The organism is Bacillus sp. FSL W8-0770, assembly GCF_038008705.1.
Taxonomy (GTDB): Bacteria; Bacillota; Bacilli; order Bacillales; family Bacillaceae_G; genus Bacillus_A; species Bacillus_A cereus.
The window spans coordinates 3,384,786-3,409,778 of sequence record NZ_JBBOZR010000001.1 but is presented as its reverse complement, the minus strand read 5'-3'; the positions used below and the strand labels follow the sequence as shown (position 1 = coordinate 3,409,778).

Genomic DNA, 24,993 nt, shown 5'->3' with positions numbered 1-24,993 from the left:
GATGCCGTTTTTAGGAAGTGTATATCAAATATTTGGGTTATATCCGGAACTTTATTATGGGATGATTTCAGCAGAGTTGCAAGAGGAAGCTCAGAAGGAGCATCTTGAAAATAGTAGTGCAGAAGCTGAAGTGGAAGAATAAAAAAAGTGCAGATGAAAATCTGCACTTTTTTGTTAGTATTAAAATGGTGAAATAACCTCAAATGAATTATTATTTTTGAATAATAATTCATTTGAGGTTATTATGATTTTCATTACATTGTATGTAATGAAAATTGTATGAAAATCAATGTAATAAAATGCATATGAATATTAAGGTGGAAAACAACAATGTTTTTGAGAAAATAATTATGTATAAAAATAACATTTGATACATAATCAGCCGATTATTTTTGAGTGATTTATTATTGACAATATAATTAATTGTATGATAAATTCAATCAGCATTCTTAATGGTTTTTTGGTATGGTTAATATTTTGAAAATTCAATACGGTATAAAGAGATTGATTTTTCTGTTTTTATTGAGACGGGTTACTAAGTCTATAGGGGAAGTGAACTATGTATATTTTTATTTTTAAAATAGAACAGTAATAAAGAATGTAACAAGTAAGAGATAAACTTGAAAAAGAGGTTTCAAAGAATGAGTCTTTTCATAAAGAAAGCAATGGATGAAGAAAAGAAAAAAGTATTGAATCAAACTTTAGGAGCGATTGATTTAACTCTTTTAGGTATTGGAGCAATTATTGGTACAGGTATTTTCGTATTAACTGGTATTGTAGCAGCGAAACATGCTGGTCCGGCGATTGTATTATCTTTTGTATTAGCGGCAATTATATGTGCATGTGTAGCTTTCTGTTATGCTGAATTTGCATCTACAGTTCCAGTTTCGGGAAGTGTATATTCATATACATATATGACACTAGGTGAGATTTTTGCATTTATAGTTGGCTGGTGTGTTATGCTGGAGTATTTATTAGCGACTTCTGCGGTTGCAGCAGGCTGGTCAGCATATTTTCAGTCATTGCTACTAGGTTTTAATATTCACATTCCTACGGTTTTTGCTTCGGCACCAGGAATGGGGAAGGGTGGAATCATTGATTTACCAGCAGTTCTTATTATTTTAGTTGTTACATTTTTATTAAGCCGTGGTGCAAAAGAAAGTGCACGAATTAATAATATAATGGTTATTATTAAACTGGCTGTTATTGTAGGATTTATTGTGGTAGGGACACAATATGTAAGACCAGAGAATTGGCAACCATTTCTACCGTTTGGTTTTCACGGTGTGGTAGGGGGCGCTGCTACTGTATTTTTTGCTTTTTTAGGATTTGATGCAGTTGCAACAGCCGCAGAGGAAGTGAAGCGTCCACAACGTAACGTGCCAATTGGGCTACTTGTTTCCTTGTTCATTTGTACAGTTCTATATGTAGGTGTTTCATTCGTGCTAACTGGAATGGTTCCGTTTACGGAATTAAATGTTGCTGATCCGGTTGCATATGCGTTGCGCACTGTAGGAGAAGATAGAATTGCTGGGTTGTTATCGGTGGGAGCGATAGCAGGGCTAACAACAGTTCTGTTAGTAGCTATGTTTGCATTTGTTCGTGTATCTTACTCGATGAGTCGAGATGGACTGTTACCAAAAAGACTTTCAAGTGTCCATAAACGTTTACAAACTCCATTTTTTAATACGTGGGTTACAGGTATACTAGCAGCTTTATTAGCGGGATTAGTGGATTTGAATTTATTAGCTAATTTAGTGAATATGGGAACGATAACAGCATTTGTGTTTGTATCTATAGCTGTCATTGTATTAAGAAAGACACATCCTAATATGAAGAGGCCATTCCGTGCCCCTCTAGTACCTTTTTTACCTATCGTTTCAATAGTAAGTTGTATATATTTGGCATTGAACCTTTCTAAGCTTACTTTAATTAGTTTTGTGGCATGGATTATAATAGGGGTTTTCATATATTTTGTATATGCTAAAAAACATAGTAATGTTAGAAATAGAAATAAAGTATAGTCCATTGAAATAATACTTGTAATGGAAATGAAAACACGCTACTTATTCATATAAGAACAAGTAGCGTGTTTTTTCTATTTAATAATCCCATTTTCTAAAATTTTAATAGTTGGTGCCACTTTCACATTAGCTTTTGAAAAGGCACTCGGCCAATCATCTTCGACTTGTTTCCATTCTTTATATTGAAACGCTCTCGCATAATCACCAAATCCGAATGGATCAAGTTGCTGTTTTTGAATGTTGTGGATTAAATCGTTCAAATCTTTGTTTAGTTGTTTTGTAATAAGAGAAGTTAATTTCTTTCTATCTTTGTCTATATCCATATTGAATGTAAGTTCAGAGACAGCAATTTTCAAATCCATTTTAACATGAAATTTGAAGTGGTTATCGCTATAATCTGTATGGATATCACGATCCATGCTAAGAACATTTATTGTTACGAAATCGCCGCCATCGGTATCTTTTAAATCACTATTACTTTCAACTGAAGTAGAAGGGATTTTCAATGTAAGCGAAACCGGTGTATTCGCTTTCTTTTGTAACAAAAGAAGAAGGGCGCTTTCATAACGATTTAATGACATTTTATAAATTCCGCGAGAAGTTAATAGCGCGGAACCGGTAACGATAACATCCTTTTTACCTTTTTTTATTTCTGAAATAGCAGGTGTTATACCTTTATTAAACGTTTGCCTGTGAAATTCATGGAATGTCGTAAAAACGGTCCGATTGTACAGTTTGTTCGTATTAATTAAATCTGTTAAATACTCGGGAAGGGCAGGCTTATCTTTAAAGTTATTATATATAACTGAAGAAATTGGACCGTCTACTGCAACCATGCGCATGTTTCCAGTGTTTTTAGGATCACGATACCAAACATCAAGGTAAGGCATAGCCCCTTCTTGTTTTAAAAAATTTGTGCTAAATAAAATGAGCTGTAACTTTTCTGTAGATACTAAACCGCCACTTGAACTATTAAACGTTGCTTTTGCTTCTCGAGGTGTACGTACTTTCGCTTCATGTGTTTCGTACTTTTTTTCTACGTCTTCATTAAAAATAGGATTTACGTGGTACACAATTAATTTTCCTTTTGCTTTTGCGTCAAAGCCGTAAATTAATGAAATTGATTGTTTTTCTAAGTCGAGTCGATCTCCACAGCCTGTTAAAAAGGTTATGAGAAAGTAAAGTATAGTGAAATGAATAAAGCGCCTCATTTAAACTCTTCTCCTTTTCCAATGCTGATAAAGTGTCATGTATAAGAGAAATACGACTGGGAATAGAAAAACGATAAAATAACTTGCAGTTCCCCAAAATTCTCGCAACGCACTTATTTGATAAGAGGAAGGGATATAAAAGAACAGAATGAAAGTACAACCGAATAATAAAAACCAAATAGGTAATGAACTCCCTTTTTTGTTAAGTAATTGATTGATTCCATCTGAAGCAGTAAAAATATAAGGAATGCAAGAATCAAAAATGATAAAGAGATAAAATGACAAAAAGATAATTTCAAATCGTTCCAGAAAAGAAAAGTGAAATGGTGTAACGAGAGAAAGGGTAGGCCATAAAAACTTAGTTATACCATCTGGGCTAAAATAAAGGAAAGAAACGAACGTCACTTGCAGGTAAACGAATAAAGTAATCATATTTGCAATAACAATCCCTTTTTTTGCAGATGATTTATTACTGAGATAAGGATAAAGGACGAATGCAAACTCAAATCCGAGAAAGGCAATAATAGTTGATTTTACTGTGTTGAAAACTGGTATCCATCCTTCTTTAAGGAGAGGAAGAAGATAGATCCAATGCCCATCTTTAAGTGGGATAAATAATAGTAATGGCATCCAGAGTGTAAATAAGACAGTAAAAACAGCATAGCGGCTAATAATAAGAACACCTTTACATGCGAGCATTACCATTGGAATAGATAATAGCATCATGATTAAAAACATTGGAGATCTAGGCAAAATCCAAATGTTAATAACGTATAAGAGGGAAAAAATTAAAGAAACCGCTGCAAGAACAGCATATAAAATCCAAAAAATCATTCCTACTCTTCCTAACCATTTTCCAAGATAACGAGTTAGCACATCAAGTAAATGGTAACCAGGATGCTTCTCCATGATTTTTACAATACATAGACTGACTAAAGTAGTGATAGCGCATCCTATAATAATAGACATCCAGCCATCTGTATTCGCCCCTTGGGCCACTTCACGTGGCAGTGTAAGTACACCGAATCCTACTTGAACACCACTAATCGTTAAAATGTATTGAAATAAACTAATCTCCCTCTTTACACGCTTTGTCACTTATCTTCCTCCTTTTCTTCTATATCCGGTTGTCGATTTTCTTGTTTTAAGTTAAGGGATAGTGGTCGTTTCTTCATTAGTTTCCATGGCAAACGCACAAGAACGTCTTTTAAATCCGTAGCAAATGATGGAGAAAAAGGACTACCGTAAGGAACACCAAGTGAGTCCATAGAAAGAATATGGATGATGATAACTGACATTCCAACCATAATTCCAATGACTCCGAATAAAGAAGCGATTATCATCATTGGAAAGCGAAGAATCCGAACTCCTGCTGACATTTCCAGATTGGGAATGATAAAAGAAGCGACTGCGGTAATAGATACGACGATAACCATAACATTACTTACGATTCCTGCTTGAACTGCAGCTTGTCCAATGACAATCCCTCCTACGACGCCAATTGTTTGTCCGACGGGACCGGGAAGTCGAACTGCAGCTTCGCGTAGCATTTCAAGTACTAATTCCATCAAAAGTGCTTCTAATATAGGCGGAAAAGGAATTTTGGCTCGAGATTCTCCAATTGTTAACAATAATTTAAGTGGAATTACTTCATAATGAAAGGAAATCATAGCAATATAAAGAGCAGGAGCAAATATTGCAATAAATAGTCCAGTGAAACGAAGGAGTCGTATAAAAGATGGAATCATAGGTCTGAAGCTGTAATCATCTATCGTCTGGAAAAAGGATGAAAAGGTCATAGGTCCTATTAATACGCCTGGTGAGCGATCTACAATAACGGCAATTCGCCCATCTAGAATATGATGTGCTGTTGTGTCAGGACGTTCAGTTATTGATAATTGCGGAAAGAGAGTAAAGGAATTATCTTCAACAAACCCCTCTAATTCACCAGTAGTAAGAATCGCATCAACTTTTACTGACTCGATACGGGATGCCATTTCTTTTACGACATTTTCGTTCGCAACATCTGCTAGATAAAGCAAAAAAACCTTTGAAGTAGCTCGTTCACCAACAGTGAATTCCTTCACTTTCAATTCGCGATTTGGAATATATCGACGAATAAGTGCAAGGCTATCGCTCGCTACTTCATTAAATCCTTCGTGTGAGCTTTTTATGGAGCTTTCTGTTGTAGGTTCTTCAATACTCCTTTTTGGTGCCGCTTGCGTATCAAGCTCTAAAGCGGATAGTTGCCCGTTTATAAATAAAATACTTTTGCCGTGTAAAAGAGATTGTTCAATGTCTGTCCACTGTTGAACTTTTTTTATATTTCCGATAGAAACAGAAGCTTCCCAAAAATCGTCTTCATTCCACTCTTTAAATAAGAGAGGACGAAGAATGTTTACGTTAATAACAGTTTTGTCTACAAGTCCTTCCATATATATAAGTGCAGCTTCCTGTCCGTTTTTTAATGGAAAAGTGCGTGTTATTAATTCTGGAATACCGCTAAACAGTTTGGACAAGTGCTTTAAATTAAGGGAAAGGGAAGAAGAGATAGATTTATTTAATGCGTAATCAGCTTGCTCTTGGGTAGAAAAAGATTTTTCACCACGCATCCATTTATTAAAAGACCCCATTTGTTCGCTTACTCCTTGTTATGTTTTATATGGGTTATTATGGATAGTTACAAGCTGACATATGCGTAGTTTAAATTTTATATTGTATATTTTTAACTTTAACGCTATAATTATAGTGTTAAAGATGGAATCGTGATATGACCTGTTATGACTCTATCGTTTTATTTATGAATAAATGGATTGGTATTTTAGCAAGATGTGCTAATAAACTACTCCACCATGATAATAACGTGCCGAAATATGGTGCGTATATTTTCGTGGTGGAGTTTTTTTATTCTCAAAAAGGGGGAAAGACCATGAATAACAACATGGTTCATATTACAATTGACGGAAAAAAGTATACAGCGGAGCCCGGTTCAACGATATTGGGTGTTATTAATGAGAACGGGATTGAACATCCGCAAATTTGTTATGTGCCAGAAGTAGATCCTATTCAAACATGTGACACTTGTATTGTAGAAGTTGACGGAAAGTTAATGCGTTCTTGTTCGACGATAGCAACGGAAGGTATGAGCATTGAACGTGCTTCTGTTCGCGCAAAAGAAGCACAAACAGAGGCGATGGATCGGTTACTAGAAAATCATTTATTATACTGTACAGTATGTGACAACAACAATGGGAACTGTAAACTGCATAATACAGCAGAATTAATGGAAATTGAACATCAAAAATATCCGTATGAACCGAAAGTAGATGTAAGTGAAGTTGATATGACGCATCCGTTTTATCGCTATGATCCTAATCAATGTATTGCATGCGGTCAATGCGTTGAGGTGTGTCAAAACTTACAAGTAAATGAAACGTTATCGATAGACTGGGAAGCGGAACGCCCACGAGTTATTTGGGATGAAGGAGTAAATATTAATGATTCTTCATGCGTTAGCTGTGGTCAATGTGTAACGATTTGTCCTTGTAACGCTTTAATGGAGAAAACGATGCTCGGTGAAGCTGGATTTATGACGGGATTGAAACCAGATATTCTTGAACCGATGGTAGATTTAATTAAAGAAGTTGAGCCTGGATATAGCGGTATTTTTGCAGTATCAGAAGTGGAAGCGGCCATGCGTGATACTCGTACGAAGAAAACGAAAACAGTATGTACATTTTGTGGTGTAGGTTGTTCGTTTGAAGTGTGGACGAAGGGGCGTAAAATCCTTAAAGTACAGCCATCTTCAGATGCACCAGTTAACGCAATTTCCACTTGTGTAAAAGGGAAATTTGGTTGGGATTTCGTAAATTCTAAAGAACGAATAACAAAACCTTTAATTCGTAAAAATGGAACGTTTGTTGAATCTACATGGGAAGAAGCACTGAATGTAGTTGCAAATAAATTAGGTACTATTAAAGAAGAGTACGGTAAAGGTTCTATCGGATTTATTTCTTCCTCTAAAATTACAAATGAAGATAATTATGTAATTCAAAAATTAGCTCGACAAGTATTTGGAACGAATAATATTGATAACTGCTCACGTTATTGCCAATCACCAGCAACGGATGGTTTGTTCCGTACAATTGGTATGGGCGGTGATGCAGGAACGATTAAAGATATTGCGCAATCTGGTCTTGTTATTATTGTAGGATGTAATCCGACAGAAGGTCATCCTGTTCTAGCTACACGTATTAAACGTGCACATAAATTACACGGACAAAAGTTAATTGTAGCTGATCTTCGTAAAACAGAAATGGCAGAGCGATCAGATGTCTTTATTAGTCCAAAACAAGGAACAGATCAAGTTTGGTTAATGGCTGTTACAAAATATATGATTGATCAAGGTTGGCATGATCAGGAATTTATTAATGAGAATGTAAACTTCTTTGAAGATTTCAAAGAAAGTCTAGAAGAATATACACTTGCATATGCAGAAGAAGTAACAGGTATTTCAAAAGAAACACTTATTCAAATGGCTGAAATGATTCGTGATGCAGATGGTACATGTATCCTTTGGGGTATGGGGGTAACGCAAAATACAGGTGGTTCTGATACTTCCGCTGCAATTTCAAACTTACTTCTTGCAACAGGGAACTATCGTCGTCCAGGAGCAGGTGCATACCCACTTCGAGGTCACAATAACGTACAAGGTGCTTGTGATATGGGTACTTTACCAGGATGGCTTCCAGGATATCAGCACGTTACTAACGAAATGGAACGTGCGAAATTTGAAACTGCTTACGGAGTGAAAATTGATAGTGAACCAGGTCTTAATAATATTGAAATGCTTCATGCAATTGACGAAGGAAAAATGAAAGCAATGTATCTTGTCGGAGAAGATATGGCTCTTGTAGATTCTAATGCAAATCATGTACATGAAGTGTTGTCGAGCCTTGATTTCTTCGTTGTGCAAGATGTTTTCCTTTCTAAAACTGCTCAATATGCAGATGTTGTATTACCAGCAGCGCCATCTCTTGAGAAAGAAGGTACTTTCACAAATACAGAGCGCCGTGTCCAAAGATTATATCAAGTTCTTCCTACGCTAGGAGATGCGAAACCAGACTGGTGGATCGTCCAGGAGGTTGCGAATAAACTAGGGGCAAACTGGAATTATAGCCACCCAAGTGAAATCTTTGCTGAAATGGCAAGTTTATCACCATTATTCTCGCAAGCGAACTATGAAGTTCTTGAAGGATGGAACAGTTTCCATTGGGGAAGTTTTGATGGAACAAATACACCACTTCTGTTCCAAGATGGATTTAACTTCCCAGATAAAAAAGCTCGTTTTGCGATTGCTGACTGGGTACGTCCAGCTGAATTTCCAGCCGAGTTTGACCTTCACATTAACAACGGTCGTATGCTTGAGCATTTCCATGAAGGGAATATGACAAATAAATCAACAGGTATTCAAACGAAAGTACCTGGTGTTTTCGTTGAAATCTCTCCAGACCTTGCAAAAGAACGTGGCGTAAAAACAGGTTCGTTAGTTCGTCTTGTCTCTCCTTTTGGAGCATTAAAATTACGTGCACTCGTTACGGATCGTGTAAAAGCGAATGAGTTATATTTACCGATGAACTCTACAGATAACGAAACGGCAATTAATTTCTTAACAGGCCCCGCTGTGGACGTACGTACGAATACACCTGCGTATAAACAAACGAAAGTACGTATGGAAGTGTTAGAAGTTGATGGCGAAAATCCGATGCCAAAAGCGAACCCACGCAATAAAAAACGTCACCCTCAAGCTGGAATTGAGGTACATCGTAAGTGGGCACGTCCAGGGTATGTGCATTTAACGGATAAGTAGGAGGAGAAAACTATGGCTGCACCTATAAAAATGATTCAAAAACAAGAATTAACTGAGGAAGAAATAAAACAGCAAAAATTAGATGATTTAAAGGAGCTTTTAACTAATAATGAAGAAGCTCTAAATCAGATGTTTAATATAGTAGGGGAATTAAATGACATTGGAATGCTAGAAGCTGCAAATTCTATGCTGAAAGCGAAAGAACCAATTGCAAAGATCGTTCTAGGTCAAGTAACTCGTGAGCCTGTTACAAATTTAATTAATAATATGATGGGTGCTGCAGGGGCGTTAACTGAACTTGACCCAGAACTTACGAAAAAGCTTATAGGTAGTTTATTAGTCGGGCTAGAAGAAGGTAATGAACATCTAGAAAGTAATAAAAAAGTAGGGGTATTCGATCTTATGAAAGTATTGAAAGACCCAGATATTAACCGTGCTATCGGGTTTGGGCTTCATTTCTTAAAAGGTATGGGGAAAGGGTTAAAAGACGAATAAACTTCATGAAGTGAACCTTTCCGCCTAAATATTTGTACGAAATAGTTTGGGCGGAAGGCTCATTTTGGTAAAATATATAATAAAGTAAAATGAGGCTTTTGGGAGGTATAATTGTATGTCAAAAAAAGTACATGAATTTAATGATATGATACGAAAACTTCGAAAAGAACTTTTCGGAAAAGGACCAGAACGAATTCATACTGTTTTTGCAGAAAATATGGCTATAGCGACTCTTTATGGAAACTTAACACCTACTGAAAAATTTATTTCAAGTACGATGGACGGTGCGGAAATGGTCCATATGGCTAGAACGAAAATGATTCAAGAGGTGTATGCTGCGAATTCCCGTGAACATTTGGAGGAACTTGTTGGAGCAAAATTAGTGAATTTGTTTTCAGATATGAAAGTAGAAGAAGATATTGCAGTTTCGGTATTTGTTTTCGATAAAAATATAACGTGAGAGAAGGATACTGATCGTGAAACCGATACAGGTAGAAAGAGAAATCTTTCGTTATGAACAAGGGGCGTTTAAGCATATAGAGGACAGCATTGTAACAGAGTTTCCTGTCACCATTAAAATGAACGGACAGGAGTTTGTTACAATGGTTAGTACTCCAGAATATATAGAAGATATGGTAATAGGATTCTTAGCGTCTGAAGGAGTCATTCGAAAGTATGAAGATATTGATAGTGTATGGGTGCAGGAGAAAGAAGGATTTGTACATGTAACAACGACAAAAGTAAATCCGTATTATGAACAAATGCAAAATAAACGATATATTACGTCTTGTTGCGGTATGAGTAGGCAAGGGTTTGTTTTTGCCAATGATGCACTAAGTGCAAAAAAAATGCAGGGTGTCCATGTACAGGTTGCGGCAGAGGATTGTTTTCGGTTAATGAAAGAAATGCAGCAATCTGCGGATACGTTTCATCATACTGGTGGGGTTCATAATGCAGCTTTATGTGATGTGAATGGTATTATTTTAAGCCGAATGGATATTGGTAGGCATAATGCACTAGACAAAATTTACGGTTATTGTTTAAGAAACGATATTTCTATAAAAGATAAAATCATTGTTTTTAGTGGTCGTATTTCTTCGGAAATATTATTGAAAGTTGCAAAAATCGGTTGTGAAATTATACTATCAAAATCAGCTCCAACTGAGTTAGCTTTGCAACTAGCGGAATATTTAGGTATTACGACAATAGGATTTATTCGTAATCACTCCTTAAATGTGTATACCCATCCAGAACGTGTTTTAAATATAAAATAAAAGTGAGGCAATGAAGATGAAATCAGTTACATTAGACAAGTTGCAACGTCCGTTAAAGGATTTACGTATTTCAGTTACTGATCGCTGTAATTTTCGCTGTCGATATTGTATGCCAGAAGAAATATTTGGTCCTGATTACTCGTTTTTGTCTAATGATAAAATTTTATCTTTTGATGAAATTGAAAGGATAACACGTATTTTCGTTTCTTTAGGTGTGAGAAAATTACGGATTACAGGCGGAGAACCGTTACTTCGAAGAGGGCTTCCAAAGCTTATTGAGCGCCTTAATAAAATTGATGGTGTAGAAGATATCGGTTTAACAACCAATGGATCGTTACTTAAAAAGTTTGCTCCTGATTTATATAAGGCGGGTTTATCACGTGTGACAGTTAGTTTAGATTCCTTAGAAGAAGAGCGGTTTTTCTATTTAAATGGTAATAGGAGCAAAGTGCAAAGGGTTCTGGAAGGAATACAGGCTGCAGCTGAAGTTGGAATGAAAATTAAAATAAACATGGTCGTTCAAAAGGGAAAAAACGAACAGGACATTTTGCAGATGGCGCAATACTTTAAGGAAAATAAGCATATTCTTCGTTTTATTGAGTATATGGACGTTGGAAATTATAATGGTTGGGATTTAAAAGAAGTCATTTCTAAACAAGAAATAGTAGATACGATTCATCAAGTTATGCCGTTAGAACGGATAGAAGCAAATTATTCTGGTGAAGTGGCTACTAGGTATCGTTATATAGGAAGTGATGAGGAAATAGGTATTATTTCATCAGTAACAGATTCTTTTTGCTCATCATGTACGAGAGCTCGTATTTCTGCAGAAGGAAAATTATATACTTGCTTATTTGCTTCTAAAGGAAATGATTTAAGAGAATTGCTTCGTTCTGAACATACAGATGAGGACATTACAGATGTAGTACGCGATATATGGAATAATAGGGAAGATCGTTATTCAGATGAACGCTTAAATCATACAAATAAGAAAACAATACCTAAAATTGAAATGTCACATATCGGTGGTTAATATATATAGCTAGCTTCATAGTGAAAAAATGGAAAATTTACAAGAGTTGTGGATTTTCTATTTTATAGTAAAAGTGATGATTGATATCTCTGTAAAAGATGTGCAGAGAAATTAAGCAGCATTCAAAAACCTTTATTTTGAGGAGGTTTTTTGAAGCTGCTTTTTTATTTGGAGAAAATGGAGGAATGGGTAATGGCATTTCATAAGCCGGAACAAATTGCTGAGCTTGTCATTGAGGCCGGTGTTCAAAAAGTAAGACAGACATTGCCAGCGATGCTTATTCTCGGTTTTTTAGGAGGAGCGTTTATTGCGATAGGTTTTTTACTTAACATTCGAGTTTTAGGGAATTTACCTGAGCGCTGGGGAAGTCTAGTGAATGTTTTAGGAGGAGCAGTATTTCCTGTTGGACTCATGCTCGTAGTATTAGCAGGAGGAGAATTAATTACGGGAAATATGATGTCACTGTCTATGGCGCTTTATGCAAAGAAAATTACATTGATAAGTGTACTGAATAACTGGGTTTGGATTACTCTCATGAATTTTATTGGGGCAATTTTCGTTGCGTATTGCTTTGGACATCTTGGCGGATTAACAGAGGGAGAGTATTTAAATAAAACGGTAGCGATAGCGGAAGGGAAGTTACATGAATCATTTGGGAGAACTTTAATTTTAGCAATTGGTTGTAATTGGCTCGTCTGTCTTGCTCTTTGGCTCGCTTACGGGACGAGTGATTTTGTCGGAAAAATCATCGGAATTTGGATTCCAATTATGGCATTTGTAGTGATTGGATTTCAGCAAGTAGTAGCAAATATGTTTGTCATTTCCGCTGTTATTTTTGCTGGTCATCTAACGTGGATGGATTTGGCTAAAAATTTTGTTCCTGTTTTTATCGGAAATGTAATTGGAGGAGCTGGGTTTGTTGGTTTTGCTTACTTTGCTTGTTATCAGAAACAACATTCTAATATGAAATAGAGTTCTTGAGAGGAAGGGTATGTAATGGCTGATCGGTATTCACGACAACAGTTGTTCAAACCAATTGGGAGTAAAGGACAAGAAAAAATTCGAAATAAACATGTGTTAATTGTAGGGGCAGGCGCATTAGGAAGTGCAAGTGCCGAAAGTTTCGTACGTGCAGGTGTTGGCAAGTTGACGATTATTGATCGTGACTACGTTGAATGGAGTAATTTACAAAGGCAACAATTGTACTCTGAACAAAATGCGAGAGAGAAAATGCCGAAAGCAATTGCTGCAAAAAATCGGTTAGAACAAATTAATTCGGAAGTACAAATACATGCTTTCGTAATGGATGCAACTTCAGAAAATATGGAAGGTCTATTAAAAAATGTAGATGTAATCATTGATGCAACAGATAATTTTGATATTCGATTTGTAATAAATGATTTATCACAAAAACATAATATTCCTTGGGTATATGGTTCTTGCGTTGGATCGTATGGTATGAGTTATACAATTATTCCGCAAGAGACACCGTGTTTACATTGTATGCTGAAAAATATTCCTGTTACAGGTGTGACATGTGATACCGCTGGAATTATTAGCCCGACTGTTCAAATCGTCGCAGCATATCAAGTGGCAGAAGCACTCAAAATTTTAGTGAAAGATTTCTCAGCAATTAGAAAAACATTTTTCATGTTTGATATATGGAGTAATCAAAATCATTTTATAAAATTAGGGAAAATAAAAACAGACGCTTGTCTCTCATGCGGTTTGAATCGAACTTATCCTTATTTATCATACGAAAATCAAACGAAAGCAGCTGTTTTATGCGGAAGAAATACAGTTCAAATTAGAACAGTAGACAATAGGAAATACAATTTTGATGATATAGAAAAAGTATTACAAAAACTGGGGAAAGTAGATCGGAATCCGTATTTACTATCTTGCCAATTCGATGATTACCGCGTGGTTGTTTTTCGAGATGGTCGTGTTTTTATTCATGGTACAAATGATATTTCGAAAGCGAAACAACTATATTATCGCGTATTCGGTTAATAGAGAGGGTGTCAACAATGGAAAGAAGAGTGCCAATTACGGTTGAAGAAGCTGTTCGTAAAGTGATGGGATTTGCTGATAAAGGCTTAAAGGAGCTATTACCAATTGAATTAGCTTATGGACGTATATTAGCAGAGGATTTAGTAGCTGACCATGATGTACCGTCATTTAATCGTTCACCATATGACGGATTTGCTATTCGAGCAGAAGATACTAATTTAGCAAGTTATGAAACGCCAATTGTATTTGAAGTAGTGGGTGAAATTGGTGCAGGATCGCTATTCCATGAGAAAGTAGCTCCGTTTCAAGCAGTTCGAATTATGACGGGAGCACAAATTCCGAATGGGTGTGATGCGGTTGTTATGTTAGAGCTGACTCGTCAATATGAGAAGAATGGCAACAATTATATGGAAGTGAAGCGATCATTCAAAAAGGGCGACAATATTTCTTTTCAAGGTGAAGATGCTCGTAAAGGAACGGTTCTTGCAAAGAAAGGATCGTACATTAATCCAGGTATTTCAGCTCTTCTTGCTACATTCGGTTATAGTGAAGTACCAGTTGCGAGAAAGCCTGTAATTGGACTGTTAGCGACTGGGAGTGAATTACTGGATGTCAATGATTCATTACAGCCAGGGAAAATCCGAAACAGTAATACGTACATGATATTGGCTCAAATTCGAAGAGCGGGCGGAAGAGTAAAATATTTTGGGAAGTTTAGTGATGATTTTAATACGTGTTTTACAGCTGTGAAAGAAGCGCTTGGCCAAGTAGATATGTTAATTACAACGGGCGGTGTATCAGTAGGAGATTATGATTATTTACCAGCTATTTACGAAAAGTTAGGTGCATCTGTTCTTTTTAATAAAGTTGCAATGCGACCAGGAAGTGTTACGACTGTAGCACAATTAAATGGCAAGTTATTATTTGGTTTATCAGGAAATCCATCAGCTTGTTATGTAGGGTTTGAATTATTCGTAAGACCGTGTATTCGGACGTATATGTTTAGTGAAAAAGTACATTTAAAAAGAGAAAAAACGTTATTAGGAGAAGATTTTCTAAAACCGAATCCATTTACAAGATTTGTACGAGCAAAATTGCAATATGATGAGGGGAAATTAATCGCTTATCCATCAGGGTTTGATAAATCTAGCTCAGTTTCTTCATTGGCAGAATCCAACGCGTTTATCGTATTGCCGGGCGGGACAAGAGGATATAAAAAAGATATGTTTGTCGATGTTCTTTTATTAGAAGATAACGAAGGTAGTGAATGGCCTTGGACATTTCATAAAGTGAGAGGTGGTTTTAATGGAACAAGTGCTATTTGAGATTGTAGATAATCCGATTTTAGTTGAAGAAGTAACGAATAAAGTCGCAAGAAGAGAAGCAGGTGCGATTACAATATTTATTGGTACGGTGAGAGAATTAACAAAAGGAAAACGAACGCTACATTTAGAGTATGAAGCATATAAACCGATGGCAGTAAAACAACTTATGAGAATTGGAGAAGAAATTTGTGAAAGATGGCCGGATACAAAAGTAGCAATTACGCACCGTGTAGGGCGGCTAGAAATAATGGATATTGCGGTAGTCATTGCAGTGTCATCACCGCATCGTAAAGTAGCTTATGAAGCGAATGAGTACGCGATTGAACGTATAAAACGAATTGTTCCAATTTGGAAAAAAGAATTTTGGGAAGATGGAACGATGTGGATTGGAGATCAACTTGAAAATACACCATATCCAGAAGGAAAACCAAAGAAGGAAGAATGAGAAAATGATTATAATTTTATTGTTTGCAAATTTGCGTGAGGAAGTTGAATCGGATCGATTAGTGATTTCAGAAAAGCAAGAAATGACAGTGCAACAATTAAAAGAATGGCTCAAAGCCAGCTATTGTTTACAATCGTTGGAGAAAGTGATGGTCGCTGTTAACGAAGAGTTTGTAATGAATGAAGAGATGATAAAAGCTGGAGATATAGTCGCATTAATCCCGCCTGTTAGCGGTGGATGATAAGCTTTTTCACCAGATGAAGCGCCAAGAAAATGTTGTATATAAATTAGAATAAGAGAAGGGATGAGTTCTATGCTTACTCAAGAACAAATAATGAATGCATTAAAACATGTAGAGGATCCAGAGTTACACAAAAGTGTTGTAGAATTAAATATGGTTAGAAATATACAAATGAACGGAACAGAGGTTAAACTTGAAGTAGTACTAACAATCCAAGGTTGTCCGTTAAAAGCAAAAATTCAACAAGATATTGAAGAATCACTTCACGCAATTGGTGCCTCTAAAGTGGAGGTAACATTTGGTTCTATGACACAAGAAGAACGTACAGCTTTAACAGAGAAATTAAAGAAAAATACTAGAACAGAAACTGGTATGCCGAGCATGCTTCGCCCGGATTCAGGAGTACGTTTTATTACTGTAACGAGCGGAAAAGGCGGAGTTGGAAAGTCAACGGTGACAATTAATCTTGCAACTGCACTAGCGCGTATGGGCAAAAAAGTGGGGATATTAGATGCAGATATATATGGTTTTAGTATTCCAGCTATGATGGAAACGAATAAGAAACCAACGATGATTGATCAAACGGCAATTCCAGTCATTAGTCACGGTGTTAAAATCATGTCGATGGGATTTTTTACAGAAGGAAATAACCCAGTTATGTGGCGCGGACCGATGCTAAATAAATGGATTCAAAGTTTTCTTACGAATACGCACTGGGGAGAATTAGATTATTTATTACTTGATTTACCACCAGGTACAGGAGATGTTGCGATCGATGTTGCGGCGATGATTCCGCAAGCGAAAGAAATAATTGTTACAACTCCGCACAATGTAGCTTCATTCGTTGCTTCAAGAGTCGGTGTAATGGCAAAACATACGAAGCATGAGATTTTAGGTATTGTGGAAAATATGGCTTATTATGAAGAACAAGATGGATCGAAAAATTATCTCTTCGGAAAAGGCGGCGGCGAAATGCTTGCAGAACAATTGCAAACAGAAGTAATTGCCCAAATACCTTTTGCGAAACGTGAAGAAAATAATGGTTCATCTGTATATGATGAAGATTCTCTTGTTGGAGAAGTGTTTACATCGTTAGCTGAGGATATTATTTATAGAGGATAGAGGGGGAAGTTTAGTATGGCATGTAACATTGATCATTCTATTGAAGATGTGATGAATAAGCTTGAAAGTCAAAAGAATTTTTTATCAGAAGAGATTTTTAAAGGGTTAAAAAATTTTTTACAAGGTAATCATTCACAAGAAATATTAAATGATGTATTTCATCTTTTAAAAAAGTATGACTTAGTAAGTGAAGAAGAAAGAGAGACGAGAAATAATCAATTATTGTTGATTATAAAATAAGTATACTTTGGCTTTTGTTTTGTAACAGGAGGGGTAAATGGAATGGATATGAAAAAGATGATTGAAATGATAGAAGCAACAAAAGTGACTAAAGAAGAATTATCAATTTCTACTTTACATCAAGAGCTTGTGAAGTTATATAGTCAAAAAAATGTTGCTCATTATACCGAGTTATTAAAGTATATTTTATCATTATCCGTGCAGCTCAACCTACATCTTGTATTGAAATATTTTGGCGTGCGACCGGTTGTTGCGACAGATGAGCGTATGCAATTTCAAGAGATATTTAAATGCTTAGCTAAGAAAGATGAGAATGGGGAATGGTTTCTAAATTTTGTTTCTTTATATGTAGGGCTAATTGTAGTTCTTCGTTTTGATGAGAAAGTGATTGAGAGCAATTTTTTTGATGATATGGTAGTGGATGAATGTAATGAAATATAGGATTCTGCTCATAACATTTTTCTATATTAAATGCTTTAACTGCGATTTTAGTTGGTTATGTAAATATGAAGGTAACTAATTAAGAAAAAGGAATGAAACTAGTTGGATAAAAAGAGTTCTTCAGTTGTTTCCGTCGTTTTTTCGTGTTACCATTAAGCGAATTTTTCATAAGGAGAGAAAGCGATGAAATGGATTTATTTTCTTATTATTAACATTATAGCTTTTAGCCTTATGGGGCTTGATAAACGAAAAGCGAAGAAGAAACAGTGGAGAACGCCAGAAAGTACGTTGTTTTTATCAGCGGCAGCTGGGGGAGCAGTTGGAGCTTGGATTGGCATGTATATGTTTCATCATAAAACTCATAAAAAGAAATTTGTTTTCGGCATACCGTTACTTGTTGTAATAACGGTATGTTTATTATTCGTTGTATGAGAAATGTCGAAAGAAATGCAGATTGATTATTGGTAAAGTGAGCATGTGAGACCGTATAATGGAGAAAAAATGAGAAGAGGAGAAAAAGGAAGATGGGGAGTCAATCAGCAGAGCAAAAAAAAGGGATACTATATGCGGCTGGTGCTTATACGATGTGGGGAATACTACCAATCTATTGGAAATGGGTTGAGGAAGTTCCAGCAGATGAAATATTAGCACACCGCATCGTTTGGGCGTTTGTTTTTATGTTACTCGTATTAGGTGTTACGAAGAGGTTTCGCCAGTTTATTGGGGAATTTGTGAATCTTTTTAAACGACCTAAATTATTAATGTCATTAACAATAGCTTCAGTCTTGATTAGTGGAAACTGGTTTGTTTACATATGGGCCGTTAATCATAATCATGTTATTGAAGCGAGTCTTGGCTATTATATTAATCCGCTTATTAGTATTTTACTTGGTACAGTCGTTTTAAAGGAAAAGTTAAACTTCTGGCAATATGTTGCAGTTGGTTTAGCTGGAGTGGGGGTTATCATTTTAACAGTACGTTTCGGGGCTATCCCGTGGGTTTCTTTATCACTTGCCCTTTCATTTGGATTATACGGATTAACGAAAAAATTGTTAAACTATGATGCGACAATTGGACTTACGATGGAAACGATGTTAGTAACGCCGTTTGCGATTATTTATCTAGTAATGACAGGAGTACATGGTTTCGGCTCATTTGGCTCTATCTCAATGTTATCGACATTACTATTAATAGGAGCGGGTATTGTTACAGCTCTACCACTTTTTTATTTTGCAAAAGGAGCCCAACTTATTCCGCTTTATATGGTAGGTTTTTTACAATATATTGCACCAACAATTAGCTTAATTTTAGGTGTATTCGTATTTGGTGAACATTTCACATCTACTCATATGATTGCATTTTTCTGTATATGGGTTGCATTATTTGTATTCTCGGTAGCGAAGACTAAGTTTTTAGTGCAGAAACAACCGAAATTTATAAAAAATAAATCAGCAAAAGTATCATAATGCGTAGTATTTTCTACGCATTTTTCTTTATACTGATACTATATAGGATTTCCATTATAGCTAGTAAGGAGCTGAGAACATGGAAACAATTTTACATAATGATCCGCTTATGGCAGCTGTAATTTCATGGTTTTTAGCACAATTAACGAAAGTAGTCTTTAAATTAGTTAAAACAGGTGAATTTGATTTTGCAAAGTTTTTTGCTTCAGGTGGGATGCCAAGTTCTCATGCTTCAACAGTTACAGCGCTTGCTACAGGAGTTGGAGTAGTGGAAGGTGTGGAAAGCTCGATGTTTGCGGTTGCTACTATTTTTGCCATTATTGTTATGTATGATGCTTCAGGAGTAAGGCTTGCAGTAAGTAAACAAGCAAAAATATTGAATGACTTTTTTCACGGTAGAGAAACAGAATATAAGAAGTTAAATGAACTTGTTGGGCATACACCGTATGAGGTAGTAGTCGGTGCTTTATTAGGAATTATTGTCGGAGTAGGGTATTGTTTATGAGCAGAACATTTTATATGTTCTGCTTTTCTTTGTTTTTATACATATTCAGCTACCTTTTTGAATATCGTTATACGGATTTCGAAAGGGTGGGTGAGTAACTTGTTATTATATGAAAAAGTGCATGAAGAAATAGCGAGAAGAACAACTGCACTTCAAACAATGCAACGGCAAGATGGTACGTGGCGGTTTTGTTTTGAAGGAGCTCCATTAACAGATTGCCATATGATTTTTTTATTAAAATTATTAGGTAGAGATAAAGAGATAGAACCGTTTGTGAAAAGATTAGCATCACTTCAAACAAATGAAGGAACATGGAAATTGTATGAAGATGAGGTGGGAGGTAATTTATCAGCTACCATTCAATCTTATGCCGCCTTACTTGCATCGGAAAAATATACAAAAGAAGATGCGAATATGAAGCGAGCGGAAATGTTTATAAATGAGCGCGGTGGGGTAGCACGTGCTCATTTTATGACGAAGTTTTTATTAGCGATTCATGGAGAATATGAATATCCTTCTCTTTTTCATTTGCCAACACCAATTATGTTTCTGCAGAATGATTCCCCTCTCAGTATATTTGAATTGAGTAGCTCAGCACGTATTCATTTAATTCCAATGATGTTGTGTTTAAATAAAAGGTTTCGAGTAGGGAAAAAGTTATTGCCAAATTTAAATCACATTGCAGGCGGGGGCGGAGAATGGTTTCGAGAGGATCGGTCTCCAGTTTTTCAAACGTTAGTAAGTGACGTGAAGAAAATTATAACGTATCCACTTTCTTTGCATCATAAAGGATATGAGGAAGTAGAACGTTTTATGAAAGAGCGTATTGATGAAAATGGAACATTATATAGCTACGCAACTGCCTCGTTTTATATGATTTATGCTTTACTTGCATTAGGACATTCTATTCAATCACCAATTATTGAGAAGGCTATAATGGGAATTACATCTTATATATGGAAGATGGAGAGAGGGAGCCATTTGCAAAACTCTCCATCAACTATATGGGATACAGCTTTACTCAGTTATGCTTTGCAAGAAGCTCAAGTTCCGAAAGCAAGTAAAGTGATTCACAATGCATCAGCATATTTACTAAGAAAACAGCAAACGAAGAAAGTAGATTGGAGTGTACATGCACCGGATCTCTTCCCGGGTGGTTGGGGCTTTTCGGATGTGAATACGACGATTCCAGATATTGATGATACAACTGCTGTGTTAAGAGCATTGGCGCGAAGTAGAGGGAACGAAAATGTAGATAATGCTTGGAAGCGAGCGGTTAATTGGGTTAAAGGATTGCAAAATAATGATGGTGGTTGGGGGGCTTTTGAAAAAGGGGTAACGAGCCGTATATTAGCAAATTTACCAATCGAAAATGCAAGTGATATGATTACAGACCCTTCTACACCAGATATTACAGGAAGAGTGTTAGAATTTTTCGGAACGTATACGCAAAATGAATTGCCCGAGAAACAAAAACAAAGTGCGATAAATTGGTTAATGAATATACAAGAGGAAAATGGATCGTGGTATGGGAAATGGGGAATTTGTTATATATATGGTACGTGGGCAGTGTTGACTGGTTTACGGTCACTAGGAATACCATCTAGCGATCCATCATTGAAACGAGCAGCTTTATGGCTTGAACATATACAGCATGAAGATGGTGGCTGGGGAGAATCTTGCCAAAGTAGTGTAGAAAAAAGATTTGTTACTTTGCCATTTAGTACACCATCCCAAACAGCATGGGCGTTAGATGCCCTCATTTCTTACTATGATAAAGAAACGTCAGTTATTCGAAAAGGTATTTCATATTTGCTCTCCAACCCTTATATAAATGAAAAATATCCTACTGGAACAGGGTTACCAGGTGGGTTTTATATTCGTTATCATAGTTATGCTCATATATATCCGTTGCTTACTTTGGCTCATTATGCAAAAAAATATAGAAAATAAACCGAGAGATGTCTCTCGGTTTATTTTGTTGGGTAGTAGGTCCCTTTTGAAAAGAATAAGGTTGTGATGTACCTTATTTTTCGGTTGGTTGGCGCTTTTGACGTGCATCAGCGGCATTTGCACGTGCGTTTGCTTCTAAGTCATTGTGGTCAGCGAGTTCGCGAGAGAACTCAACATCAATGCCATCCGTTGCTTTGCTTTGTTTGAAATTCTTTTTATTCATTCGACACAATCTCCTTGCACTTTATCCCGCATAACGGGTAGTAAAACTCCAACCTTAAAACTCAGATGGAACAAAGAAGCTAGGTGGGAGATTAACTGCCCGTAAATGCCCGATTGGTGAGGGCTGATAATCAGTGGGGGATGAACAAACTTCCCACTAATTAAAGTTTCACTTTATGCGACGTTGCAAAGTTAGTTTGACACAAATAGACTTTTTTATACAAAGAGGAATTGAAAAGCAAAAAGCCGAAATATACAGTATAAGTAATAGAAATGGGGGATAGGAATGGAGTTTTTAAATGGGAAAACAGCTGTTGTAACAGGAGCTGCACAGGGAATTGGAAAAGAGATTGCAAGGGTTTATGCAAAACTAGGGGCGAAAGTATTAATTAGCGATGTAAATGAAGAGAATCTACAAAAAACGACACGTGAGTTATCAGATGAAGGATATGAAGTGTGCTCATATCGATGTGATGTGAGTAATCAAAATGAAGCGAAGTCGTTAATTGAATATGCGGTTCAAAAATTCGGTACATTACATATTTTGGTGAATAACGCCGGAATTACAAGAGATGCAATGTTACATAAAATGGAGAAGTCTGCTTGGGAACAAGTATTACAAGTGAACTTAACTGGTGTTTTTTATTGTATGCAACCAGCGCTTCTTTACATGAGACAACAAGGGTATGGACGCATTATTAATATATCTTCAATTAGTAGAGAAGGAAACATAGGTCAAGCAAATTATGCGGCTACAAAGGCAGGAGTTGTCGGTTTAACGAAAACAGCAGCGAAAGAAGTTGGAAGCTTCGGTATTACTTGTAATGCGATTTGTCCGGGTTTTATGGATACAGATATGACAAAAACGATACCAGATAAAGTGAAAGAAAAGATGGTTGGCGCTATTCCAGTTGGTAGAATTGGAACGCCAGAAGATATTGCGAACGCAGCAGCTTTTTTAGCATCAGAATACGCATCTTATATTACAGGTGAAGTATTAAATGTGAGCGGAGGACTGCAAGTTTAAAGGAATACATAATGAAAAGAACCTGACCGGATAGGTCAGGTTCTTTCTCATTAATTTAAGTTAAGCCAAACGCTCTTTACTTCTGTATAGTTATTTAATGCATAAGATCCCATTTCACGGCCAAGACCAGATTGTTTAAATCCTCCAAATGGAGATGCTGCATCAAACACGTTATAACAGTTTACCCACACTGTACCTGCACGTACTTTACTTGCAACATAGTGTGCTGTTTTAACATTTTCTGTCCACACACCAGCCGCTAAGCCGAATTGTGATTTATTTGCACGTTCAATTACTTCATCAATATCGTTAAATGGTATTGCAGAAATAACTGGACCGAAAATTTCTTCTTTTGCGATCGTCATTTCATCATTTACGTCAGCGAATACTGTAGGAGAAACGAAGTAGCCTTGATCGAATGGATTACTTCCTCCGCAAAGTACTTCAGCGCCTTCTTCAATCCCTTTTTCAATGTAGCCCATTACACGTTTTTGTTGTTCTTCAGAAACGAGAGGACCAATTGTTGTTTCAGGGTTAAGACCGACACCTTGATTTAGTTTTTTAGAATAGAGGACGAGATCAGCCATGACATTATCATACATTTTCTTCGGAACAAATAAGCGTGATCCAGCAGAGCATACTTGTCCTTGGTTAAACATAACACCAGAAAGTGCACCAGGAATCGCGCGAGATAAATCAGCATCCGGCAAGATGATATTTGGTGATTTACCGCCTAACTCAAGTGTAACGCGTTTTAATGATTCGGATGCTTGTCGCATAATTTGTTTACCGACAGGAGTAGAACCGGTAAATGCAATTTTATCAACGAGTGGATGATTAACGAGAGCTTGTCCAGCTGATTCACCGAATCCAGGTACGATATTAATAACACCTTTCGGGAATCCAGCTTCTTCAATTAATTCAGCTAAGTATAAAGCAGATAGTGGAGTTTGTTCTGCAGGTTTTAAAACGATTGTACATCCTGTAGCAAGCGCTGCTCCCATTTTCCACATTGCCATAAGAAGCGGGAAGTTCCAAGGAATAATTTGACCAACGACACCAACAGCTTCATGGCGTGTATAGTTAAAGTAATCACCGGAAACAGGAATTGTTTGACCAACGATTTTCGTAGCCCAGCCAGCGTAATAGCGCATATGCTCAATTGCAAGTGGGATGTCTGCTGCCATTGTTTCACGGATTGGCTTTCCGTTATCTAATGTTTCGAGCTGTGCAAGCTCTTCTTTATGTTCTTCCATTAAATCAGCTAACTTGTACATGAGACGGCTTCGCTCAGCAGTGCTCATACGAGACCAAGGACCTTCGTCAAAAGCCATACGAGCTGCGACTACAGCTTTATGAATATCTTCGCGACCAGCTTCAGAAACGACGGCAAGTGTTTCGCCAGTTGCTGGGTTAGGTGTTTTAAATGTTTTACCGGAAGCGCTTTCAATGAAAGATCCATTCACATATAACTTTTTTGTACCTTGAAGAAACTTCGCTACCTTTTCATGAAGATTTACAGCTAGTTGACTCATTGTATAACCCCCTTGAAAATATAATGTAAACGCAGTACGAGACGGCGCTTATTCCGAAATCAAGGATGTGGAAACTAGATGGAAAGCCTCTAATTAAAATCATAATTAATAAATACTGAAAATTCAAATTTCATTTGTGTTACAATTGTAAAAAATATGTAATGTAAGAGAAGCTTCTATATGATTATAAAAAATCCTGCTTGTTTTTGCTTTCTAGTAGGAAAAACTAGAAGAACAATGGTACAATAATACATCGTGAGAGGAGGGGGAAAAATGAAAGATTATCATGATGATCCACGCTTTCGAATAGCCCATAGAGAAGCGTTAATTGGTCTTGGACTTGCTATTATTAATTTTATAATTTGGTATGGATTTGCTTATGGGCTTGGTAGTAAAAATCCGAATGAATATACATATGTATTAGGTTTTCCCGCATGGTTTTTTTATAGCTGTATCGTTGGATTTATCGTTATGGTTATTTTACTTAGTTTAGTTGTTCGTTTTGTATTTCAAGATATTTCACTCGATGAGGAAGAAAAAAGTGAGGAATAA

26 protein-coding genes are annotated in these 24,993 nt (G+C 36.4%); 21 read left to right on the top strand and 5 right to left on the bottom strand.

Going from position 1 to position 24,993, the window contains the following annotated elements:
• Position 1 precedes the first annotated feature (1 nt).
• A complete protein-coding gene (locus NST27_RS17485; protein ID WP_001116193.1) occupies positions 2 to 142 on the top strand; it encodes a hypothetical protein in 141 nt (46 codons plus the stop codon).
• Between the two features lie 499 nt (positions 143 to 641).
• Positions 642 to 2,024, top strand: a complete 1,383-nt coding sequence (locus tag NST27_RS17480; RefSeq protein WP_000051665.1) for an APC family permease — start codon at positions 642 to 644, stop codon at positions 2,022 to 2,024.
• Positions 2,025 to 2,098: 74 nt separating this feature from the next.
• Here NST27_RS17480 and gerSC read toward each other — a convergent pair whose 3' ends face one another.
• The 3 genes from gerSC to NST27_RS17465 are packed head-to-tail and all read right to left on the bottom strand — an operon-like array spanning position 2,099 to position 5,868.
• Complete coding sequence (gerSC, locus tag NST27_RS17475; RefSeq protein ID WP_001252211.1) at positions 2,099 to 3,235, bottom strand: spore germination protein GerSC; 1,137 nt, start codon at positions 3,233 to 3,235, stop codon at positions 2,099 to 2,101.
• Positions 3,236 to 4,333 carry an endospore germination permease gene (locus NST27_RS17470; RefSeq protein WP_000167070.1) on the bottom strand — a complete coding sequence of 366 codons (1,098 nt, stop codon included), beginning with the start codon at positions 4,331 to 4,333 and terminating at the stop codon, positions 3,236 to 3,238.
• The gene (locus NST27_RS17465; RefSeq protein WP_000534528.1) at positions 4,330 to 5,868 is read right to left on the bottom strand and encodes a spore germination protein; all 1,539 of its coding nucleotides are present in this window, start codon (positions 5,866 to 5,868) and stop codon (positions 4,330 to 4,332) included. Before NST27_RS17465 ends, NST27_RS17470 begins: the two co-directional genes overlap by 4 nt.
• A gap of 296 nt (positions 5,869 to 6,164) precedes the next feature.
• Between NST27_RS17465 and fdhF the strand changes: the two genes are divergently transcribed.
• From fdhF to NST27_RS17380, 17 genes are all read left to right on the top strand, one after another.
• Positions 6,165 to 9,104, top strand: coding sequence for a formate dehydrogenase subunit alpha (fdhF, locus tag NST27_RS17460; RefSeq protein ID WP_001063642.1), 2,940 nt, complete (start codon positions 6,165 to 6,167; stop codon positions 9,102 to 9,104).
• A 12-nt stretch (positions 9,105 to 9,116) separates the two neighbouring features.
• Complete coding sequence (locus NST27_RS17455; RefSeq protein ID WP_000729897.1) at positions 9,117 to 9,599, top strand: DUF1641 domain-containing protein; 483 nt, start codon at positions 9,117 to 9,119, stop codon at positions 9,597 to 9,599.
• A 115-nt stretch (positions 9,600 to 9,714) separates the two neighbouring features.
• On the top strand, positions 9,715 to 10,059 hold the full coding sequence (locus tag NST27_RS17450; protein WP_000039582.1) for a DUF2294 domain-containing protein: 345 nt from the start codon (positions 9,715 to 9,717) through the stop codon (positions 10,057 to 10,059).
• A gap of 16 nt (positions 10,060 to 10,075) precedes the next feature.
• A complete protein-coding gene (gene fdhD, locus NST27_RS17445; RefSeq protein ID WP_000802691.1) occupies positions 10,076 to 10,873 on the top strand; it encodes a formate dehydrogenase accessory sulfurtransferase FdhD in 798 nt (265 codons plus the stop codon).
• A 16-nt stretch (positions 10,874 to 10,889) separates the two neighbouring features.
• A complete protein-coding gene (gene moaA, locus NST27_RS17440; protein ID WP_000844120.1) occupies positions 10,890 to 11,906 on the top strand; it encodes a GTP 3',8-cyclase MoaA in 1,017 nt (338 codons plus the stop codon).
• 192 nt (positions 11,907 to 12,098) lie between these two features.
• Positions 12,099 to 12,878, top strand: coding sequence for a formate/nitrite transporter family protein (locus NST27_RS17435; protein ID WP_000863998.1), 780 nt, complete (start codon positions 12,099 to 12,101; stop codon positions 12,876 to 12,878).
• Between the two features lie 24 nt (positions 12,879 to 12,902).
• Positions 12,903 to 13,919 (top strand): molybdopterin-synthase adenylyltransferase MoeB, encoded by a 1,017-nt coding sequence (locus tag NST27_RS17430; protein ID WP_000785271.1) that lies wholly within the window; start codon positions 12,903 to 12,905, stop codon positions 13,917 to 13,919.
• A 17-nt stretch (positions 13,920 to 13,936) separates the two neighbouring features.
• Entirely contained in the window at positions 13,937 to 15,244 is a 1,308-nt protein-coding gene (locus NST27_RS17425) for a molybdopterin molybdotransferase MoeA (RefSeq protein ID WP_000442195.1), read from the top strand.
• Positions 15,225 to 15,689, top strand: coding sequence for a molybdopterin synthase catalytic subunit MoaE (gene moaE / locus NST27_RS17420; RefSeq protein WP_047386602.1), 465 nt, complete (start codon positions 15,225 to 15,227; stop codon positions 15,687 to 15,689). The genes NST27_RS17425 and moaE overlap by 20 nt, the downstream gene beginning before the upstream one ends.
• Before the next feature lie 4 nt (positions 15,690 to 15,693).
• Entirely contained in the window at positions 15,694 to 15,930 is a 237-nt protein-coding gene (gene moaD / locus NST27_RS17415) for a molybdopterin converting factor subunit 1 (RefSeq protein WP_000583942.1), read from the top strand.
• A gap of 72 nt (positions 15,931 to 16,002) precedes the next feature.
• Positions 16,003 to 17,052 (top strand): P-loop NTPase, encoded by a 1,050-nt coding sequence (locus NST27_RS17410; RefSeq protein ID WP_000957511.1) that lies wholly within the window; start codon positions 16,003 to 16,005, stop codon positions 17,050 to 17,052.
• Positions 17,053 to 17,067: 15 nt separating this feature from the next.
• Positions 17,068 to 17,292, top strand: a complete 225-nt coding sequence (locus NST27_RS17405) for a hypothetical protein (RefSeq protein WP_000752377.1) — start codon at positions 17,068 to 17,070, stop codon at positions 17,290 to 17,292.
• Positions 17,293 to 17,334: 42 nt separating this feature from the next.
• Positions 17,335 to 17,733: a hypothetical protein gene (locus NST27_RS17400; RefSeq protein WP_000367289.1), complete on the top strand. Its 399-nt coding sequence runs from the start codon at positions 17,335 to 17,337 to the stop codon at positions 17,731 to 17,733.
• Positions 17,734 to 17,916: 183 nt separating this feature from the next.
• Complete coding sequence (locus tag NST27_RS17395; protein WP_000871346.1) at positions 17,917 to 18,165, top strand: DUF1294 domain-containing protein; 249 nt, start codon at positions 17,917 to 17,919, stop codon at positions 18,163 to 18,165.
• A 92-nt stretch (positions 18,166 to 18,257) separates the two neighbouring features.
• On the top strand, positions 18,258 to 19,199 hold the full coding sequence (rarD, locus tag NST27_RS17390; protein WP_000535537.1) for an EamA family transporter RarD: 942 nt from the start codon (positions 18,258 to 18,260) through the stop codon (positions 19,197 to 19,199).
• A gap of 79 nt (positions 19,200 to 19,278) precedes the next feature.
• On the top strand, positions 19,279 to 19,704 hold the full coding sequence (locus NST27_RS17385; RefSeq protein ID WP_000447820.1) for a divergent PAP2 family protein: 426 nt from the start codon (positions 19,279 to 19,281) through the stop codon (positions 19,702 to 19,704).
• A gap of 99 nt (positions 19,705 to 19,803) precedes the next feature.
• Positions 19,804 to 21,657 carry a terpene cyclase/mutase family protein gene (locus NST27_RS17380; protein WP_000928150.1) on the top strand — a complete coding sequence of 618 codons (1,854 nt, stop codon included), beginning with the start codon at positions 19,804 to 19,806 and terminating at the stop codon, positions 21,655 to 21,657.
• A gap of 73 nt (positions 21,658 to 21,730) precedes the next feature.
• Here the strand turns inward: NST27_RS17380 and NST27_RS17375 are convergent, their stop codons facing one another.
• Positions 21,731 to 21,880 carry a YfhD family protein gene (locus NST27_RS17375; protein WP_001035813.1) on the bottom strand — a complete coding sequence of 50 codons (150 nt, stop codon included), beginning with the start codon at positions 21,878 to 21,880 and terminating at the stop codon, positions 21,731 to 21,733.
• A 285-nt stretch (positions 21,881 to 22,165) separates the two neighbouring features.
• On the opposite strand from NST27_RS17375, the gene fabG reads away from it, so the two are divergent.
• Positions 22,166 to 22,906: a 3-oxoacyl-ACP reductase FabG gene (fabG, locus tag NST27_RS17370; RefSeq protein WP_000395038.1), complete on the top strand. Its 741-nt coding sequence runs from the start codon at positions 22,166 to 22,168 to the stop codon at positions 22,904 to 22,906.
• A 50-nt stretch (positions 22,907 to 22,956) separates the two neighbouring features.
• On the opposite strand, the gene dhaS is transcribed toward fabG, so the two are convergent.
• A complete protein-coding gene (gene dhaS, locus NST27_RS17365) occupies positions 22,957 to 24,441 on the bottom strand; it encodes an aldehyde dehydrogenase DhaS (protein ID WP_000080265.1) in 1,485 nt (494 codons plus the stop codon).
• A 273-nt stretch (positions 24,442 to 24,714) separates the two neighbouring features.
• On the opposite strand from dhaS, the gene NST27_RS17360 reads away from it, so the two are divergent.
• The gene (locus NST27_RS17360; protein ID WP_000656239.1) at positions 24,715 to 24,993 is read left to right on the top strand and encodes a YhdT family protein; all 279 of its coding nucleotides are present in this window, start codon (positions 24,715 to 24,717) and stop codon (positions 24,991 to 24,993) included.

Bases quoted from the DNA above. Each gene is read 5' to 3' on its own strand.
- NST27_RS17485 (WP_001116193.1), top strand. From the start codon at position 2: ATGCCGTTTTTAGGAAGTGTATATCAAATATTTGGGTTATATCCGGAA.
- NST27_RS17480 (WP_000051665.1), top strand. From the start codon at position 642: ATGAGTCTTTTCATAAAGAAAGCAATGGATGAAGAAAAGAAAAAAGTA.
- gerSC (WP_001252211.1), bottom strand. From the start codon at position 3,235: ATGAGGCGCTTTATTCATTTCACTATACTTTACTTTCTCATAACCTTT.
- NST27_RS17465 (WP_000534528.1), bottom strand. From the start codon at position 5,868: ATGGGGTCTTTTAATAAATGGATGCGTGGTGAAAAATCTTTTTCTACC.
- fdhF (WP_001063642.1), top strand. From the start codon at position 6,165: ATGAATAACAACATGGTTCATATTACAATTGACGGAAAAAAGTATACA.
- NST27_RS17455 (WP_000729897.1), top strand. From the start codon at position 9,117: ATGGCTGCACCTATAAAAATGATTCAAAAACAAGAATTAACTGAGGAA.
- NST27_RS17450 (WP_000039582.1), top strand. From the start codon at position 9,715: ATGTCAAAAAAAGTACATGAATTTAATGATATGATACGAAAACTTCGA.
- moaA (WP_000844120.1), top strand. From the start codon at position 10,890: ATGAAATCAGTTACATTAGACAAGTTGCAACGTCCGTTAAAGGATTTA.
- NST27_RS17435 (WP_000863998.1), top strand. From the start codon at position 12,099: ATGGCATTTCATAAGCCGGAACAAATTGCTGAGCTTGTCATTGAGGCC.
- NST27_RS17430 (WP_000785271.1), top strand. From the start codon at position 12,903: ATGGCTGATCGGTATTCACGACAACAGTTGTTCAAACCAATTGGGAGT.
- NST27_RS17425 (WP_000442195.1), top strand. From the start codon at position 13,937: ATGGAAAGAAGAGTGCCAATTACGGTTGAAGAAGCTGTTCGTAAAGTG.
- moaE (WP_047386602.1), top strand. From the start codon at position 15,225: ATGGAACAAGTGCTATTTGAGATTGTAGATAATCCGATTTTAGTTGAA.
- moaD (WP_000583942.1), top strand. From the start codon at position 15,694: ATGATTATAATTTTATTGTTTGCAAATTTGCGTGAGGAAGTTGAATCG.
- NST27_RS17410 (WP_000957511.1), top strand. From the start codon at position 16,003: ATGCTTACTCAAGAACAAATAATGAATGCATTAAAACATGTAGAGGAT.
- NST27_RS17405 (WP_000752377.1), top strand. From the start codon at position 17,068: ATGGCATGTAACATTGATCATTCTATTGAAGATGTGATGAATAAGCTT.
- NST27_RS17400 (WP_000367289.1), top strand. From the start codon at position 17,335: ATGGATATGAAAAAGATGATTGAAATGATAGAAGCAACAAAAGTGACT.
- NST27_RS17395 (WP_000871346.1), top strand. From the start codon at position 17,917: ATGAAATGGATTTATTTTCTTATTATTAACATTATAGCTTTTAGCCTT.
- rarD (WP_000535537.1), top strand. From the start codon at position 18,258: ATGGGGAGTCAATCAGCAGAGCAAAAAAAAGGGATACTATATGCGGCT.
- NST27_RS17385 (WP_000447820.1), top strand. From the start codon at position 19,279: ATGGAAACAATTTTACATAATGATCCGCTTATGGCAGCTGTAATTTCA.
- NST27_RS17375 (WP_001035813.1), bottom strand. From the start codon at position 21,880: ATGAATAAAAAGAATTTCAAACAAAGCAAAGCAACGGATGGCATTGAT.
- fabG (WP_000395038.1), top strand. From the start codon at position 22,166: ATGGAGTTTTTAAATGGGAAAACAGCTGTTGTAACAGGAGCTGCACAG.
- dhaS (WP_000080265.1), bottom strand. From the start codon at position 24,441: ATGAGTCAACTAGCTGTAAATCTTCATGAAAAGGTAGCGAAGTTTCTT.
- NST27_RS17360 (WP_000656239.1), top strand. From the start codon at position 24,715: ATGAAAGATTATCATGATGATCCACGCTTTCGAATAGCCCATAGAGAA.